General features: G+C 71.0%; 14 protein-coding genes and 1 riboswitch. Of the genes, 12 read left to right on the top strand and 2 right to left on the bottom strand.

Features of this window, described 5'->3' with window-relative positions; all coding sequences use genetic code 11:
• Nucleotides 1-71: 71 nt before the first annotated feature.
• The 5 genes from ABZ854_RS31280 to ABZ854_RS31300 all read left to right on the top strand — a co-directional run bounded on the left by ABZ854_RS31280 (nucleotide 72) and on the right by ABZ854_RS31300 (nucleotide 6,543).
• A complete protein-coding gene (locus tag ABZ854_RS31280; protein WP_361217574.1) occupies nucleotides 72-887 on the top strand; it encodes a cytochrome c in 816 nt (271 codons plus the stop codon).
• Entirely contained in the window at nucleotides 884-1,942 is a 1,059-nt protein-coding gene (locus tag ABZ854_RS31285; protein ID WP_361217577.1) for a Rieske 2Fe-2S domain-containing protein, read from the top strand. Before ABZ854_RS31280 ends, ABZ854_RS31285 begins: the two co-directional genes overlap by 4 nt.
• Nucleotides 1,939-3,576, top strand: a complete 1,638-nt coding sequence (locus tag ABZ854_RS31290; RefSeq protein ID WP_361217580.1) for a cytochrome bc complex cytochrome b subunit — start codon at nucleotides 1,939-1,941, stop codon at nucleotides 3,574-3,576. Before ABZ854_RS31285 ends, ABZ854_RS31290 begins: the two co-directional genes overlap by 4 nt.
• Before the next feature lie 138 nt (nucleotides 3,577-3,714).
• Nucleotides 3,715-4,779, top strand: coding sequence for an anthranilate phosphoribosyltransferase (gene trpD / locus ABZ854_RS31295; RefSeq protein ID WP_361217583.1), 1,065 nt, complete (start codon nucleotides 3,715-3,717; stop codon nucleotides 4,777-4,779).
• A 124-nt stretch (nucleotides 4,780-4,903) separates the two neighbouring features.
• A riboswitch (SAM riboswitch) is annotated at nucleotides 4,904-5,020 on the top strand.
• A 161-nt stretch (nucleotides 5,021-5,181) separates the two neighbouring features.
• Nucleotides 5,182-6,543, top strand: coding sequence for an aminotransferase class V-fold PLP-dependent enzyme (locus ABZ854_RS31300; RefSeq protein ID WP_361217586.1), 1,362 nt, complete (start codon nucleotides 5,182-5,184; stop codon nucleotides 6,541-6,543).
• A 130-nt stretch (nucleotides 6,544-6,673) separates the two neighbouring features.
• Here ABZ854_RS31300 and ABZ854_RS31305 read toward each other — a convergent pair whose 3' ends face one another.
• Together ABZ854_RS31305 and ABZ854_RS31310 are read right to left on the bottom strand one after the other, a co-directional pair.
• A complete protein-coding gene (locus ABZ854_RS31305; RefSeq protein ID WP_129309565.1) occupies nucleotides 6,674-6,955 on the bottom strand; it encodes an Lrp/AsnC ligand binding domain-containing protein in 282 nt (93 codons plus the stop codon).
• Complete coding sequence (locus tag ABZ854_RS31310) at nucleotides 6,952-7,695, bottom strand: rhomboid family intramembrane serine protease (RefSeq protein ID WP_361217589.1); 744 nt, start codon at nucleotides 7,693-7,695, stop codon at nucleotides 6,952-6,954. Before ABZ854_RS31310 ends, ABZ854_RS31305 begins: the two co-directional genes overlap by 4 nt.
• A gap of 151 nt (nucleotides 7,696-7,846) precedes the next feature.
• On the opposite strand from ABZ854_RS31310, the gene ABZ854_RS31315 reads away from it, so the two are divergent.
• The 7 genes from ABZ854_RS31315 (at nucleotide 7,847) to ABZ854_RS31345 (ending at nucleotide 16,595) form a co-directional block, all read left to right on the top strand.
• On the top strand, nucleotides 7,847-8,086 hold the full coding sequence (locus tag ABZ854_RS31315; protein WP_129309567.1) for a hypothetical protein: 240 nt from the start codon (nucleotides 7,847-7,849) through the stop codon (nucleotides 8,084-8,086).
• A 37-nt stretch (nucleotides 8,087-8,123) separates the two neighbouring features.
• Complete coding sequence (locus ABZ854_RS31320; protein WP_361217593.1) at nucleotides 8,124-9,467, top strand: NYN domain-containing protein; 1,344 nt, start codon at nucleotides 8,124-8,126, stop codon at nucleotides 9,465-9,467.
• Between the two features lie 212 nt (nucleotides 9,468-9,679).
• Entirely contained in the window at nucleotides 9,680-10,714 is a 1,035-nt protein-coding gene (locus tag ABZ854_RS31325; RefSeq protein ID WP_361217596.1) for an NlpC/P60 family protein, read from the top strand.
• A gap of 280 nt (nucleotides 10,715-10,994) precedes the next feature.
• Nucleotides 10,995-12,008 carry an NlpC/P60 family protein gene (locus tag ABZ854_RS31330; protein ID WP_361217598.1) on the top strand — a complete coding sequence of 338 codons (1,014 nt, stop codon included), beginning with the start codon at nucleotides 10,995-10,997 and terminating at the stop codon, nucleotides 12,006-12,008.
• A gap of 87 nt (nucleotides 12,009-12,095) precedes the next feature.
• The gene (locus tag ABZ854_RS31335) at nucleotides 12,096-13,280 is read left to right on the top strand and encodes a hypothetical protein (RefSeq protein ID WP_361217601.1); all 1,185 of its coding nucleotides are present in this window, start codon (nucleotides 12,096-12,098) and stop codon (nucleotides 13,278-13,280) included.
• Between the two features lie 375 nt (nucleotides 13,281-13,655).
• Nucleotides 13,656-14,798, top strand: a complete 1,143-nt coding sequence (locus tag ABZ854_RS31340; RefSeq protein ID WP_361217603.1) for a glycosyltransferase family 4 protein — start codon at nucleotides 13,656-13,658, stop codon at nucleotides 14,796-14,798.
• Nucleotides 14,799-14,957: 159 nt separating this feature from the next.
• Nucleotides 14,958-16,595: a GMC oxidoreductase gene (locus tag ABZ854_RS31345; RefSeq protein WP_361217606.1), complete on the top strand. Its 1,638-nt coding sequence runs from the start codon at nucleotides 14,958-14,960 to the stop codon at nucleotides 16,593-16,595.
• Nucleotides 16,596-16,619: the final 24 nt, after the last annotated feature.

A 16,619-nucleotide genomic window follows, 5' to 3' on the forward strand; every position in this document is an offset into this window, starting at 1 on the left:
GCGGGCCTGAAGACGGCCACCGATCCATCCCTGAAGCATCGACGCAGAAGATCCTGACACCGGGGTAATCCGTGAAAAAGCTCTCCGTACGACGACGCCATCCGCTGGCGGCGGTCGTCGTCCTACTCTTCGCGCTGGCGGCCACTGGGGGGCTGTACGCCGCGTTCGCGCCCGCGGGCAAGGCGCAGGCCGATGAGACCTCCCAGTCCCTCTCCAAGATCCAGGAGGGCAAGAAGCTCTACGAGGTCGGCTGCGCCAGCTGCCACGGCACCGGTGGCCAGGGCTCCTCCGACGGCCCGAGCCTGGTCGGCGTCGGCGCCGCCGCCGTGGACTTCCAGGTCGGCACCGGCCGCATGCCGGCCGCCACCTCCCAGGGCGCCCAGGAACCGAAGAAGAAGGTCACCTACAACCAGGACCAGATCGACCAGCTCGCGGCGTACATCGCCTCGCTGGGCGCCGGTCCGAGCGTTCCGACCAAGGAGCAGTACGGTCCGGACGGCGCCGACATCGCCAAGGGCGGTGAGCTGTTCCGCACCAACTGCGCTCAGTGCCACAACTTCACCGGCAAGGGCGGTGCCCTCACCAAGGGCAAGTACGCGCCGTCGCTGGACGGTGTCGCTCCGAAGCACATCTACGAGGCCATGCAGACCGGCCCGCAGAACATGCCGAACTTCCCCGACACCACGCTGACGTCCAAGAACAAGAAGGACATCATCGCGTACCTGCACGCGGTCGACAGCAGCGATACGACCAACCCCGGCGGCCTGGAGCTGGGCGGCCTCGGTCCGGTCAGTGAGGGCCTGTTCGCCTGGATCTTCGGCCTCGGCGCACTGATCGCGGTCGCCGTGTGGGTCGCCGCTCGGACCGCAAAGGCCAAGAAGTCATGAGTAGCCAAGACATTCCAGAAGAGAACCTGCCGGCAGAGCAGGAGCACGCGCACGGCGCCGTGGACGTCGCGGACGAGGAGAACCCCTTCTCCGACCCGGGGCTGCCGCCGCACGAGCACCGGATCCAGGACATCGACGAGCGGGCCGCCAGGCGGTCCGAGCGCATGGTCGCCCTGCTGTTCACGGTGTCGATGCTGGCCACCATCGGCTTCATCGCCTCGTACGTGTCGATCCCGGACGACAAGTCGATCTTCGTCTTCCCGATCGGTCACATCAGCGCGCTGAACTTCGCGCTGGGCCTGACGCTCGGCCTGGCCCTGTTCTGCATCGGCGCGGGCGCGGTCCACTGGGCCCGCACCCTGATGTCCGACGTCGAGGTCGCCGACGACCGTCACCCGATCGAGGCCTCTCCCGAGGTCCGGGCGAAGGTCCACGCGGACTTCCGCGAGGGCGCCAAGGAGTCGGCGCTCGGCCGCCGCAAGCTGATCCGCAACACGATGTTCGGTGCGCTCACCCTGGTGCCGCTGTCCGGCGTCATGCTGCTGCGCGACCTTGGTCCGCTGCCGCACGACAAGCTCCGGCACACGCTGTGGGCCAAGGGCAAGACCCTCGTCAACATGAACACGAACCAGCCGCTGCGTCCCGAGGACATCGGCGTCGGTTCGCTCACCTTCGCCAAGCCCGAGGGCCTGGAGGAGACCGACGAGGACTTCCAGAACGAGATCGCCAAGGCGGCCCTGATGATCGTCCGGCTGCAGCCGGGCAACATCAAGGACAAGCGCGAGCTCGACTGGGGACACGAGGGCATCGTCGCCTTCTCGAAGATCTGCACCCACGTGGGCTGCCCGATCTCCCTGTACGAGCAGCAGACGCACCACGTGCTGTGCCCGTGCCACCAGTCCACCTTCGACCTCTCCGACGGTGCCCGAGTGATCTTCGGCCCCGCCGGTCACGCCCTGCCGCAGCTGCGCATCGGCGTGAACGACGACGGTTACCTCCAGGCGCTCGGCGACTTCGAGGAGCCCGTCGGTCCTGCATTCTGGGAGCGCGGATGAGTACTGCAGCGAACGAAACGCCCCGCTCTCGCGGGAAGGCCGCGGCCGGCGAGCGCGTCGCCGACTGGGCCGACGGACGGCTCGGGATCTACTCCCTGGCCAAGTCCAACATGCGCAAGATCTTCCCCGACCACTGGTCGTTCATGCTCGGCGAAGTGTGCATGTACAGCTTCATCATCATCATCCTCACGGGTGTGTACCTGACGCTGTTCTTCCACCCGTCGATGAACGAGGTCGTGTACCACGGCAGCTATGTCCCGCTCCAGGGTCAGGCGATGTCCGAGGCGTTCAACTCGACCCTGCACATCTCCTTCGACGTGCGCGGTGGTCTGCTGGTCCGGCAGATCCACCACTGGGCCGCGCTGATCTTCCTCGCCGGCATGTTCGTGCACATGATGCGCGTGTTCTTCACCGGCGCGTTCCGCAAGCCGCGTGAGATCAACTGGCTGTTCGGCTTCCTGCTGTTCGTCCTCGGCATGTTCACCGGCTTCACCGGTTACTCGCTCCCCGACGACCTGCTCTCCGGCACCGGCGTCCGCTTCATGGAGGGCGCGATCCTGTCCGTGCCGATCGTCGGCACGTACCTGTCGTTCTTCCTCTTCGGCGGCGAGTTCCCCGGCCACGACTTCGTGGCCCGGTTCTACTCGATCCACATCCTGCTGCTGCCGGGCATCATGCTCGGCCTGATGGTGGGCCACCTGATCCTGGTCTTCTACCACAAGCACACGCAGTTCGCGGGTCCCGGAAAGACCGAGAAGAACGTCGTCGGCATGCCCCTGCTGCCGGTGTACATGGCCAAGGCCGGAGGCTTCTTCTTCCTGGTCTTCGGTGTCATCGCGGTCATCTCCGCGATCGCGCAGATCAACCCGATCTGGGCCATCGGCCCCTACCGTCCGGACCAAGTGTCCACCGGCGCCCAGCCCGACTGGTACATGGGCTTCTCCGAGGGCCTGATCCGCTTCATGCCGGGCTGGGAGATCAACTTCCTGGGCCACACGCTCGTCCTGGGCGTGTTCATCCCGCTGGTGATCTTCCCGCTGGTCCTGGTGGCCATCGCGGTCTACCCGTTCGTCGAGTCCTGGGTCACCGGCGACAAGCGCGAGCACCACATCCTGGACCGCCCGCGCAACGCCCCGACGCGTACCGCGTTCGGTGTCGCCTGGCTGACGATCTATATGATCCTGCTCGTCGGTGGTGGGAACGACCTGTGGGCCACCCACTTCCACCTGTCGATCAACTCGGTCACCTGGTTCGTCCGGATCTTCTTCTTCGTCGGACCGGTCATCGCGTTCATCGCCACCAAGCGGATCTGCCTCGGTCTGCAGCGCCGCGACCACGAGAAGGTGCTGCACGGCCGCGAGACCGGCATCATCAAGCGCCTGCCGCACGGTGAGTTCATCGAGGTGCACGAGCCGCTCAGCCAAGAGGCCCTGCACACGCTCACCGCGCACGAGCAGTACGAGCCGGCCGAGATCGGCGCCACGGTCGACGAGAACGGCGTCGAGCGCAAGGTGAAGGCCACGGAGAAGCTGCGCGTCAAGCTCTCCGGTGCCTACTACGGCGAGGGGAACCAGATCCCCAAGCCGACCGTAGAGGAGTACAAGGAGATCACGAGCGGCCACGGCCACCACTGATCCCGCGTCGCCACGCCACAGCGAAGGGCCCCGTCCGGTGTTCGGACGGGGCCCTTCGCCCTGCCCGGGGCTGGATAGGGTGGAGCCGTACTTTCCTGTACGTCCCTTCTCGTACGTCCATGACACCAGGAGCGGCTGATGAGCGCTGTGACCCCCGCTGGAGGCGACACCGCGGCGGGCCGTTCCTGGCCCGCCCTGCTGAACGGCCTGCTGTCCGGCCACGACCTGGCGGCCGACGACACCGCCTGGGCGATGGACCGGATCATGGGCGGCGAGGCGACGGACGCCCAGATCGCCGGGTTCGCGGTCGCGCTGCGCGCCAAGGGCGCCACCGTCCAGGAGATCACCGGGCTCGTGCGCACGATGTACGACCACGCCAACGTGATCGAGGTGCCGGGCTCAACCGTCGACATCGTCGGCACGGGCGGCGACGGCGCCAAGACGGTGAACATCTCCACCATGTCGTCGATCGTCGTCGCGGGCACCGGCGCGAAGGTCGTCAAGCACGGCAACCGGGCCGCGTCCTCCGCGTCCGGCGCGTCCGACGTGCTGGAGAAGCTCGGCGTCAACCTGGACCTGACCCCGCAGGGGGTCGTCCGGGTCGCCGAGGAGGCCGGGATCACCTTCTGCTTCGCGGTGAAGTTCCACCCGGCGCTGCGCCATGTGGGCGCCGCCCGAGGCCAGTTGGGGATCCGCACGGTGTTCAACCTGCTCGGCCCGCTGACCAACCCGGCGAAGGTGCGGGCGCAGGCGGTCGGTGTCGCCGTCGCGCACGAGGCGCCGATCGTGGCGGGCGTCTTCGCCGAGAGGGGCAACTCCTCGCTGGTCTTCCGGGGCGACGACGGCCTCGACGAACTGACCACCACGGCCACCTCGCGGGTGTGGGTCGTCCGGGACGGCAAGGTCACCGAGGAGAGCTTCGACCCGCGTGACGTCGGCCTCGACCTCGTCCCCGTGGAGGCCCTGCGGGGCGCCGACGCCTCCTACAACGCGGAGGTGGCCCGGCGCCTGCTGGACGGCGAGCGAGGCCCCGTCCGGGACGCCGTCCTGCTGAACTCGGCGGCCGCGCTGGTCGCCCTGGACCCCGGGCCCGGCACGCTGGCCGAGCAGATCCGGGCCGGCATGGACAGGGCGGCGGAGTCGATCGACTCGGGCACCGCGAAGCGCACCCTGGACCGCTGGGTGGCCGCGAGCAACGCATAGCCGCACGCGGCGGCCTGACCGGCACCGTCGGCCGGGCCGCCGCCGTAGTGGCCCCGGATCGCCGTGTCCCGTCATCCGGACAGAAGTTGCGCGCCGGCGATCAGCTCGGCTAGTTTCAGGCTCAGGTCATGAGTGACAGCCATTCGGCCCCGGCCGGCTGTCCGGCAACCCTCCTTCCGTGGCGGGGTGCCCCGGGTGAGGACCAGGTCGTGGGCAGCAAGGCTCACGGCAAGCGCGGACCCTCGCGTCACCAGGGGTCCTGGTCGTCGAGGAGCCTTCCATGAGCAAGCGAATGCGATAGGGCGTAGAGCCCCGCCTCCGCACACCCTCTTTCACTTTCCCCACGCTCGAGCCGTACCCGCTCGCGTGGTGGTTCCGCCTTGCCTCTCACGGGAGTTCGCCATGTCCGTCTCCACCGCTGCCACCCACCAGACCGTTTGTCCCCAGCTGCCCGTTCTCGGCCGGGATGTCACCGTCCCGCTCGTCACCGGCGGCGAGGTCACCTACGCGGCCCTCGACTACGCGGCCAGCGCCCCCGCCCTTCAGCGCGTCTGGGACGACGTGGCGGCCTACGCGCCGTACTACGGCAGCGTCCACCGCGGCGCCGGCTACCTCTCCCAGCTCTCCACCGACCTCTTCGAGAACGCCCGGACGACGGTCGCCGAGTTCCTGGACTGCCGTGACGACGACCAGGTGGTCTTCACCCGGTCGACCACGGACTCCCTCAACCTGCTGGCCCGCGCCCTCCCCGCCGACTGCCAGGTCTTCGTCTTCGAGACCGAGCACCACGCGTCCCTGCTGCCCTGGCAGGACGCCCGGGTCAGCTACCTCGACGCCCCCCGCACCCCGCAGCAGGCCGTCCACACCCTGGAGCGGGCCCTCGCCGACCGCGACCCGCACGGCCCGGCCCTGGTCTGCGTCACCGGCGCGTCCAACGTCACCGGTGAGCTGTGGCCCGTACGCGAGCTGGCGGCCGCCGCCCACGCGCACGGCGCCCGCATCGTCCTGGACGCCGCCCAGCTCGCCCCGCACCACCCCGTCTCCCTGCGGGACCTCGACGTCGACTGGGTCGCCTTCTCCGGCCACAAGCTGTACGCCCCGTTCGGCTCCGGAGTCCTGGCCGGCCGCGCCGACTGGCTGCGGGCCGCCGAGCCGTACCTCGCGGGCGGCGGCGCCAGCCGCAAGGTGAGCAGGCGCCAGGACGGGGGTGTGGACGTGGAGTGGCACGAGAGCGCCGCCCGCCACGAAGCCGGCTCCCCGAACGTCATCGGCGCCTACGCCGTCGCCTCGGCCTGCAAGGCACTGACGGAGGCCGGCTGGGACACCCTGGTCGCCCGCGAGCAGCACCTCGTCGAGAAGGTCCGCACCGGCCTGGCCGGGGTCCCCGAGGTGAAAGTCCTCTCCCTCTTCGGCGACGACGCCCCGCGCGTCGGCGTGATCTCCTTCGTCGTCGAGGGCTGGAACAGCTCCCACTTCGCCGCCGCCCTCTCCGCCGAGTACGGCATCGGTGTCCGCGACGGCCTCTTCTGCGCACACCCCCTGCTCCGCACCCTCCTCGGCACGTCCCCCCAGACCCAGGGCGAATGCGGAGCCCCCGAGGCCGCCCCCGGCGAGAAGTCCCTCAACGCCATCCGAGTCAGCTTCGGCGCGGGCACCCCGGACGAACACACGGACCGCTTCGTCACAGCGGTACGAGAACTGGTGACCGAGGGTGCCAAGTGGACTTACCACACAGAAAACGGCCGCTGCGTCCCGGCGGTCTGAGACCTGCCCGAGGACAAGCGCCCCGAAGGGGCGCGGGGCTGTGTCGATATGCGGCTCCGCCGTGTGGGCGCGATCAACCACGACACACCCGCACCCGCGCACGATCCGCGCCCCGCAGACGCGTAGGCGACTAGGAATCCAATCCAATAGCAAACGCAGCCTCAAGATCATGCTGCGAGTACGTCCGGAACGCCACGTGCGTATCCGTCCCCTCCACCCCGGGAATCTTGCTGATGCGCCCCGGAATGACATCCGCCAGATCCTCGTGCCGCCGCACCCGCACCATCGCGATCAGGTCATACGTCCCGGTGACGGAGAACACCTCGCTCACCGACTCCAGCGAAGCGATCCGCTCCGCGATCTCGGGGATCCGGTCCACGCTGGTCTTGATCAGAACGATCGCGGTGATCACGGCTGGTTCTCTCCCTCGGGTACCGGGGCGGCTGCGCCCTTCACTCTAGTGGCACGGCCGTAGCGCCCCCACGCGTAGAGGAACCCCAGCCCGAAGCCGACCAGGTGCGCCAGGTAGGCCACCCCCGGCCCCTGCGCCGACCGCTCCGCCGCCAGCCACTGCAGCCCCGCCCAGAACGGCAGCACCACCCACGCCGGGAAGCGCAGCGGCAGGAAGAACAGGAACGGGAGGAGACTGGTCACACGGGCCCGGGGGAACAGGTACAGGAACGCCCCGAGGACCGCCGAGATCGCCCCGGAGGCGCCGACCAGCGGCTCCTGGGAGGTGGTGTTGGCGGCCGCGTAGCCCAGCAGGGCCAGGTATCCGCAGCCGAGATAGAAGAGGGTGAACTCCACCCGGCCCATCCGTTCCTCGGTCATCGCCCCGAAGACGAAGAGGAAGAGCATGTTGCCGAGCAGATGCACCCAGCTGCCGTGCACGAACAGGGCCGTGGCTGGGGTGAGCGCCTGCCGGACCGTTCCTTCGAACAGGTTCGCGGGGATCACGCCCCAGTGCCGGAAGTACGCCCGCTGCGCGGCGAGCAGCGCGTCCCCGGAGCCGTATCCCGGAGTCAGCCCGGAGGCCGGGCCCAGCACGAAGAGCAGGCAGCACAGGGCGATGAGGCCGTACGTCATCGGCGCCGGGGAGTGCCGGACCGCCCTGATGGTCCGGCCGGCCGTCGTGCTCCAGTGGCTGATCATGAATACAGAGCATGACGTAACGGGACTCAACCCGACAGACCGCCTCGCCGCCGTGGACAGAAGGGCGGCGGGGACCGCGCAGGCCGTAGGGTTACGAGCCACACGCGCCCGGACCGGCGCGGACCGACACGACGAGGAGCGAACAGTCACGATGACGGTGCCCCTGCCGACCGCCACGACACGATGGCGCTGCACCCTCTGCGGCAATCTGACCCGCTTCGACGTCACGCGCTCGTCGAAGGTCGTCGAGTACGTCCACCTCGACCTGGCCGGTGAGCCGACGGTCGAGGAGCGCGAGGTGGTCAGTGAGACCATCGAGTCGGTGCGCTGCCGCTGGTGCAACGCGGTGGACCAGGTGGAACTCGTGGACAGGCCGGGCTCCGGCTCCTGAGGGGAGCGGGACCCCGCACAGCATTGGGGTGTGACGGATGGTGGAGACCGCAGGCGGGGGGCCGGGCGACGGCACCGCTGAGGTGCTTGACCGTCCGCTGCCCGACGGCGTGCGCCGCCGGGTCGTACAGATCGTCTCGGACGGCTTCGGCGGGCTGACCGTGGCGGAACTGCCCGCCCAGTTGCGGCAGTACGCCCGCTTCGCCCCCAATCGGCGGACCAAGTTCGCGGGCAACGCGATGGCGGCCGCGCTGGAGACCGACGCGGTCTTCCGGCAGCGGATCGGGGAGAAGTTCAGAGAGGCGCAGCCGGAACTGTCCGGCGCCCTCGACTCCGGCTCGCCGCCCCCGGCCGCGGATCCGCTCGACGTGGCGGCCGCGGCCTACGTGCTGCGCCCCGGGGGCTGGGTGAAGCTGGTCACCGCGGCCGGCGAGGAGGCCCAGCGCGCCGACGCCGAACGCGCCGACGAGGAGAGCCGTGCCGAGCTGGAGCGGCTGCGCGAGGAGCTGGCCGAGGCCCGCGGGCAGACCCGTACCGAGACCGAACGGCTGCGCGCGGAGCTGGAGTCGGCGAAACGGGAGGCCGAGACGCTGCACCGCAAGCTGCGGGCCGCGCTCAGCGACGTCAAGCGCGGCGAGGCCGCCCTGCGCAAGGCGCGGGGCGAGACCGACGCCGTACGGGCCGAGGCGCAGGCGCAGGTGTCCGCCGCGGAGAGCGAGACCCGGCGGCTCAAGGCCCGCCTGGGCGAGGCCGAGGCCGGCCTGGAGGCCACCCGGCGGGCCGCCAGGGAGGGCCGCAGCGTCGAGGACATGCGGGTACGGCTGCTGCTCGACACCCTGCTCGACGCCACCCAGGGGCTGCGCCGGGAACTCGCCCTGCCGCCCGTGTCCGTGCGGCCCGCCGAGACCGTGGACGCGGTCGAACCGGGACGGATGACCCCGAAGGACATCGCGGCGCGCGCCCTGTCCGAGAACGACCCGGCCATCCTCGACCAGCTGCTCGCGCTGCCGCAGGCCCATCTCGTCGTCGACGGCTACAACGTCACCAAGACCGGCTATCCGCAGATGCCGCTGGAGAAGCAGCGGCTGCGGCTGCTCGGCCAGCTCTCCCAGCTCGCCGCGCAGACCGGCGCGGAGGTCACCTGCGTCTTCGACGGCGCCGAGCTGGCCGCGCCGGTGCTCCTCGCGCCGCCGCGCGGCGTGCGGGTGCTGTTCTCCAAGCCGGGGGTCACCGCGGACGAGCTGATCCGCCAGCTGGTGCGCGCCGAACCGCCGGGCCGGCCGGTCATCGTCGCCTCCACCGACCGCGAGGTGGCCGACGGAGTGGCCCGGGCAGGCGCCCGACCGGTCGCCTCTGCGGTACTTCTGAAGCGGTTGTCCTGAACGTTCAACGGGCATACTTAATGCCCGAATTGGCCGTATCGTCACGCAACGTAGTGTCAACCCGGCATCACTGCACGTACGTTGAGTGCAAAGAATGCATTGAGTGACCGTCTTTTTTGGCGTGAGGATTTGAACTGATCACAAGTAGGTCACTAGGGTCTGGGCTCGAACCTCCGAACGGGTGAACACTCACAAGAAGGAGTTCGTCCTCCGTGGCGTCCCACCGTCGACCCAAGCAGCCGAGTCGCACGCGCGTGACCGTGCTGACCACAGCGGCAGCAGCCGCCGTCGCACTGAGCGCGAACGCCGCGAACGCCGCGCCGAGCGAGAAGCCCAGCAAGAGCGAGGTCAAGGCGAAGGTCGACAAGCTCTACGAGCAGGCCGAGCAGGCCACCGAGAAGTACAACGGCGCCAAGGAGAAGCAGGAGAAGCTCCAGAAGGAGATCTCCACCATCCAGGACAACGTCGCCCGCGGCCAGCAGGACCTCAACAAGCTGCGCGACGGCCTGGGTTCACTGGCCACCGCCCAGTACCGGTCCGGCGGCATCGACCCCTCCGTCCAGCTCTTCCTGTCGTCCCACCCGGACGACTTCCTCGACAAGGCCTCCACGCTCGACCAGTTGAGCAGCCAGCAGGTCGAGTCGCTGAAGAAGATCCAGGACAAACAGCGCGAACTCGCCCAGGAGCGCTCCGAGGCGAGCGACAAGCTGAAGGACCTGGCCTCCACCCGCACGGAGCTGGGCAAGAAGAAGAAGGAAGTCCAGGGCAAGCTCGCCGCCGCGCAGAAGCTGCTCAACACCCTCACCGCCAAGGAGAAGGCGGAGCTCGCGCAGCAGCAGGCGCGCGCCAACCGCTCCTCCTCCGAGCGCGTGCACCTCGGCGACGCCCCGCCGGCCTCCGGCATGGCCGGGGCGGCCTTCTCCGCCGCCCAGAGCAAGATCGGCTCGCCCTACGTCTACGGCGCCTCCGGTCCCTCCTCCTTCGACTGCTCGGGCCTCACCTCCTGGGCCTACGCCCAGGCCGGCGTCTCCATACCCCGCACCTCCCAGGCCCAGGCCAACGCGGGCACGAGGATCTACAGCGTCAGCCAGCTCAAGGTCGGCGACCTCGTGCTCTTCTACGGCGACCTGCACCACATCGGCCTCTACGCCGGCAACGGCCAGGTGCTGCACGCCCCGCACACCGGCGCCAGCGTGCGCTACGAGTCGATCAGCAACATGCCGTTCCAGTTCGGCGTCCGCATCTGAGACCCCCCGGCGCCCTCGCCGGTACGGCCGTTGAACGCCGCGAAACGCTGACCCGGGGCGCCCGAACGGGCGAATCCCCCGGACCGGAACTGACCCCACGCCCCGCCCATGACCTGCGTCAGTGGCGGGGCGTGGCGTTGTTTCCCCCCGTTTGCCCCCTTGGCGTCTTTGGCCGGGGCCCCTCCGCACGGTTACTGTCTGCCGCGTTTCCCCGGCGCCGTGGCCTCCCCCGTCCCGGCGCCCGGGGAAGCGGTACCTGTCGTCAGCGGGAAGGACGCCCGTGGGGTCTCATCGCCGCCTTGCACCGTCCGGGTTCGACCGGGGCGCCGCCGCGGCCCTGTGCGTGATGTCGGCAGCGGCCGCCGCCCTCGGCGCCGCACCCGCCGACGCGGCGCCGCACGGCGGCACCAGGGCCGAGGTGGACCGCCTCTACCAACAGGCCGAGAAGGCCACCGAGGCGTACGACAAGGCCGGGGAGCGCGCCCACACCCTGCGCCGGCAGATCAACGACGCCCAGGACCGCATCGCCCGGCAGCAGCAGCGCGTCAACACCATGCGCGAACAGCTCGGTTCGGTGGCCGGCGCCCAGTACCGGTCCGGCGGCATCGACCCCACCGTCGCCCTGCTCTTCTCCGACGACCCCGCCGACTACCTCGACAAGGCCTCCACCCTCGACCGCATCGGCGCCCAGCAGGCCGGACAGCTCAAGGAGTTGCGGTCCGCGCTGCGCGACCTCTCCCAGGAACGCGCCGAGGCGGCCGGGAAACTCGCCGAGCTGGAGAAGAGCCGCAAGGACGTCTCCACGCACAAACGGGCCGTCGAGAAGAAGCTCGCCAGGGCCCGGCAGCTCATCAACTCGATGCCCGCCGCCGAGCGCGCCGCCTACGAGCGCACCTCCCGCGCCGGCACCCGCGACCTGCCCGACCTGGCCGGCGTCGTCGCCCCCGACGCCCGCGCCGCGGCCGCCGTCGCCGCCGCGCGCTCCGCCCTCGGCCGCCCCTACGTCTGGGGCGCCAACGGCCCCTCCGGCTTCGACTGTTCGGGCCTGATGCAGTGGTCGTACGCACACGCCGGGATCCACCTGCCGCGCACCTCCCAGGAGCAGCGGCACGCCGGCCGGCGCGTCCCGCTCTCCCAGGCCCAGCCCGGCGACCTCGTCGTCTACCGCTCCGACGCCAGCCACGTCGGCATGTACGTCGGCCACGGCCAGGTCATCCACGCCCCCTACCCGGGCGCCGCCGTACGCTACGACCCCGTCGGCATGATGCCGATCTCCTCGGTCACCCGGCCCTAGGCCCTGTCGTCACATTCCCGTCGTCGCGGGGCAGGCGGGAATGTGACGACAGGGCCTAGCTCGCGCCACGCCCCGTACGATCGGGAAATGGCTGGTCGACGGCGGACACGGGGAGCGGCAGCGCTCTGCCTGCTGCTCACGCCCCTCGCCGGATGCGGCGGCCCGACGGCGGCCGACACCGCCCGCACCGGCGTGCAGCGCGTCCTGGACCAGCGCTCGACGGCCCTGCTGCACCACGACGAGACCGCGTACGGCGCGACGGGCACCCGCGCCGAGTACGCCCGCCTGCGCGCCCTTCCGCTGGCCTCCTGGGCCTACCGGGTCACCGGCGTCCACACCACCGGCTCAGGCGCCACCGCCGACGCCGAGCTGCGCTACCGGGTCGCCGGCTACGACAAGGCACCCGTCAGCGTCCACCGCACCCTCACCCTCAGCCGCGCGCCCCACGGGCGGTGGTACGTCACCGCCGACCGGCCCGCCGAGAAGGCCGGGAGGCAACTGTGGGACGAGGGCACGGTGACCGCAGTCCGGGGCGCGCACAGCCTGGTCCTCGGCACCGGGCAGCCTGCCGGCACGCTGCGCGGCTACGCCCGGCTCGCCGACCACGCCGTCCCGGCCGTCTCCGGCGCCTGGGGCACGGACTGGGCCCGCCGGGTCGTCGTCCTCGTCCCGCGCACGCTCCAGGGCATGGCCGGACTGCTCGGCTCGCCCGCCTCGGACTACCGGGGCATCGCCGCCGTCACCACGGGGGAGGTGGGGGGCTCGGGCAAGGCCCCGGCGGACCGGGTCGTCGTCAACCCCGAGGCGTACGCCGTCCTCGGTGACCTCGGCAAACAGGTCGTGCTCACCCACGAGACGACCCACGTCGCCACCCGCGCCCACACCACCCCGGCGACCCCGCTGTGGCTCTCCGAGGGCTACGCCGACTGGATCGGCTACCTCGACACCGGCCGCACGGCCGCCGAGGCGGCCCCGGAACTCGCCCGTGCCGTCCGGGCCGGCCACACGCCGGCCGGCCTGCCCGCCGACGGGGACTTCGCCTTCACCGGCGACCCGGCGAAGCTCGCCCGGGCCTACGAGGGCGGCTGGCTGGCCTGCCGCATGATCGCCGCCCACTGGGGGCGGTCCCGGCTCGACGCGTTCTACCGCGCCGTAGGCGACCACGGAGAACGGTCCGGCGCGCTGCCCCAGGCCCTGAACCAGGTCCTCGGCACGACCCCGGCCGCCTTCACGGCCCGCTGGCGCCAGTACGTGAGCGACCAACTGGGCTGACCCGCGCTCAGCGGGAGCGGCCGAGGGCGGTGATCGCCTCCCGCAGCCAGGCCCGCCCGGCCTCGCCGGCGGCCCTCGCCACCCACAGCATGCCCTCCCTCCCCACCCACAGCATGCCCTCCCTCCCCACCCACCCGACTCGCTTGGCTGACAACCGGGAGGAGGGCATTCCCCGGACGCGGCCCACTCGCCCCTGCGGCTCGGGCGTGTGGGGAGGGGGCGCGGGCGCCGCACGGCTGCTCGCCCGGGGCGGTGGCCGGGGTGCTGCGGTTGCGGTTGATCGCTCGGCTCGGGCGGGGGGTTTTGCCTCGCCTTGTAGCCGGCCGAGTCGGGTGGGCGGGTGGGCCAAGGGGGCGGCCGGTAGAGTCCGCGGCGATGGACAAGACCCTCATCGTGACCAACGACTTCCCGCCCCGCCCCGGCGGCATCCAGGCGTTCCTGCACAACATGGCCCTCCGCCTGGACCCCGAGCGGCTGGTCGTCTACGCCTCCACCTGGAAGCGGAGCCGCGACGGCATCGAGGCCACCGCCGCCTTCGACGCCGAGCAGCCCTTCCCCGTCGTACGCGACCGCACGACCATGCTGCTGCCCACCCCCGGCGCCACCCGGAAGGCCGTCGGCCTGCTGCGGGAGCACGGCTGCACGTCGGTGTGGTTCGGGGCCGCCGCCCCCCTCGGCCTGATGGCCCCCGCCCTGCGGCGCGCCGGTGCCGAGCGGCTCGTCGCCACCACCCACGGCCATGAGGCCGGCTGGGCCCAACTCCCCGCCGCCCGGCAACTGCTGCGCCGCATCGGGGAGTCCACGGACACGATCACCTACCTCGGCGAGTACACCCGCTCCCGCATCGCGACCGCCCTGACCCCGGCGGCGGCCGCCCGCATGGTCCAGCTCCCGCCCGGCGTCGACGAGAAGACCTTCCACCCCGGTTCCGGCGGAGCCGAGGTCCGCGCCCGGCTCGGCCTCACCGACCGCCCGGTCGTCGTCTGCGTCTCCCGCCTCGTGCCCCGCAAGGGCCAGGACACCCTCATCCAGGCGATGCCCCGCATCCTCGCCGCCGAGCCCGACGCCGTCCTCCTCATCGTGGGCGGCGGACCCTACGATGGTGACCTCAGACGGCTGGCCGCCGACGCCGGCGTGGCCGGCTCCGTCCGCTTCACCGGCGCCGTCCCCTGGTCCGAGCTGCCCGCCCACTACGGCGCCGGCGACGTCTTCGCCATGCCCTGCCGCACCCGCAGGGGCGGCCTGGACGTCGAGGGCCTCGGCATCGTCTACCTGGAAGCCTCGGCCACCGGCCTCCCGGTCGTCGCCGGCGACTCCGGCGGCGCCCCCGACGCCGTCCTCGACGGGGAGACGGGATGGGTGGTCAGAGGCGGCGACCCCCAGGAGGCAGCGGAAAGGATCGTGACCCTCCTGTCCGACCCCGAACTCCGCCACCGCATGGGTGAGCGAGGCCGGCAGTGGGTCGAAGAGAAGTGGCGCTGGGACCTCCTCGCCGAGCACCTCAAAGACCTGCTGTAGTGCAGCGCCCCCGAAGGGGCGCGGGGCTGTATCGATATGCGGCTCCGCCGCGTGGGCGCGACAAGCCACAACGCACCCGCACCCGCCAACGCCCAGAACCCCCCACCCCATAAGGCGCACCCCCTTCCCGGAACCGAATAATCCGCCCATGCTCCCCGCATGACAGCAAACCTGACACAACGTCACCTGACGAGACGTCACGTCCTGGGGCTCGCGGCCCTCCAGACCGCCGCCACCCTCGGCTTCACCCGAGTGGCACTCCAGTCCGCCCACGCCGCCGAACCCGCCCCCACCCAGTCGGCGCCGGCCATCGTCATCGGCTCCGGCTACGGCGGCGCCGTAGCCGCCCTCCGCCTCGGCCAGGCCGGCATCCGCACCCTCGTCCTGGAGATGGGCCGCCTCTGGAACACCCCCGGCCCGGACGGCAGGATCTTCTGCTCCACCACCGCCCCCGACCAGCGCTCCATGTGGTTCCGCACCCGCACCGAGGCCCCGCTCGCCACCTTCCTCTGGCTCGACGTGGTCAACCGGGACATCAGCCGCTACCCCGGCGTCCTGGACCGCGTGCACTACGACGCCATGTCCGTGTACGTCGGCCGGGGCGTCGGCGGCGGCTCCCTCGTCAACGGCGGGATGGCCGTCACCCCGGTCAGGTCCTACTTCAGCGAGCAGTTCCCGACCGTGGACGCCGACGAGATGTACGGCACCTACTACCCGCGCGCCCGCGCCATGCTCGGCGTCAACACGATCGACCCGGCCTGGTTCGAGTCCACCGAGTGGTACAAGTTCGCCCGCACCTCCCGCAAGGCCGCCGCCAACGCCGGACTGAGGACCACCTTCGTGCCGAACGTCTACGACTTCGGCTACATGCAGCAGGAGGCCGCCGGCACGGCCACCAGGTCAGCGCTCGCGGGGGAGGTCATCTACGGCAACAACCACGGCAAGCGCAGCCTCGACAAGACGTACCTGGCCGCCGCCCTCGGCACCGGGAACGTCACCCTCCACACCCTGGAACGGGTGACGTCGGTCCACCGGGCGAGCGACGGGTCGTACGTGCTGACCGCCGAACGGATCGACGACACCGGCGCGGTCGTCGCGACCACCCAGTACGGCTGCACCTACCTCTTCCTCGGCGCCGGCAGCCTCGGCACCACCGAACTCCTCGTCCGCGCCCGGGACACCGGCACCCTGCCCGACCTCGCCCCCGAGGTGGGCGCCGGCTGGGGGACCAACGGTAACGTCATGCTCGGCCGTGCCAACCACGTCTGGGACACCGTCGGCGCGAACCAGGCGACCATGCCGGTGCTGGGCATCGACGACTGGGCGAACGCCGACAACCCCGTCTTCGCCGAGATCGCCCCGCTGCCCATCGGTTTCGAGACCTGGATCAGCATGTATCTGGCGATCACCAAGAACCCGGAGCGGGCGACGTTCTCGTACGACTCCGCCTCCGGCTCGGTGAAGCTCGGCTGGACGGCCGCCCAGAGCGCGGTGTCGGTGGCCATGGCCAAGAAGCTGTTCGACCGGATCAACCTGGCCAACCTCACCATCTACCGCTACGACCTCTTCGGCTCCGGCGGCAAGGTGTTCGCCGACGACTTCACCTACCACCCGCTCGGCGGCTGCGTACTGGGCCGGGCCACCGACGACTACGGCCGGGTGAAGGGATACCCGAGGCTTTACGTCACCGACGGCTCGCTCGTGCCCGGCTCGATCGGCGTCAACCCGTTCGTCACCATCACCGCGCTCGCCGAACGCACGATGGCGCGGGTCCTCGCCGAGGACACCGCGCCATGAGCCGTCGTACGGCCGCGGGGGCGG

This window comes from Streptomyces sp. NPDC047028 (genome assembly GCF_040644095.1).
Classification (GTDB): Bacteria; Actinomycetota; Actinomycetes; order Streptomycetales; family Streptomycetaceae; genus Streptomyces.

Excerpts from the sequence above, each read along its gene's own strand:
- ABZ854_RS31285 (WP_361217577.1), top strand. The coding sequence starts at position 884 with ATGAGTAGCCAAGACATTCCAGAAGAGAACCTGCCGGCAGAGCAGGAG.
- trpD (WP_361217583.1), top strand. The coding sequence starts at position 3,715 with ATGAGCGCTGTGACCCCCGCTGGAGGCGACACCGCGGCGGGCCGTTCC.
- ABZ854_RS31335 (WP_361217601.1), top strand. The coding sequence starts at position 12,096 with ATGGCTGGTCGACGGCGGACACGGGGAGCGGCAGCGCTCTGCCTGCTG.
- ABZ854_RS31290 (WP_361217580.1), top strand. The coding sequence starts at position 1,939 with ATGAGTACTGCAGCGAACGAAACGCCCCGCTCTCGCGGGAAGGCCGCG.
- ABZ854_RS31315 (WP_129309567.1), top strand. The coding sequence starts at position 7,847 with ATGACGGTGCCCCTGCCGACCGCCACGACACGATGGCGCTGCACCCTC.
- ABZ854_RS31340 (WP_361217603.1), top strand. The coding sequence starts at position 13,656 with ATGGACAAGACCCTCATCGTGACCAACGACTTCCCGCCCCGCCCCGGC.
- ABZ854_RS31310 (WP_361217589.1), bottom strand. The coding sequence starts at position 7,695 with ATGATCAGCCACTGGAGCACGACGGCCGGCCGGACCATCAGGGCGGTC.
- ABZ854_RS31320 (WP_361217593.1), top strand. The coding sequence starts at position 8,124 with ATGGTGGAGACCGCAGGCGGGGGGCCGGGCGACGGCACCGCTGAGGTG.
- ABZ854_RS31345 (WP_361217606.1), top strand. The coding sequence starts at position 14,958 with ATGACAGCAAACCTGACACAACGTCACCTGACGAGACGTCACGTCCTG.
- ABZ854_RS31300 (WP_361217586.1), top strand. The coding sequence starts at position 5,182 with ATGTCCGTCTCCACCGCTGCCACCCACCAGACCGTTTGTCCCCAGCTG.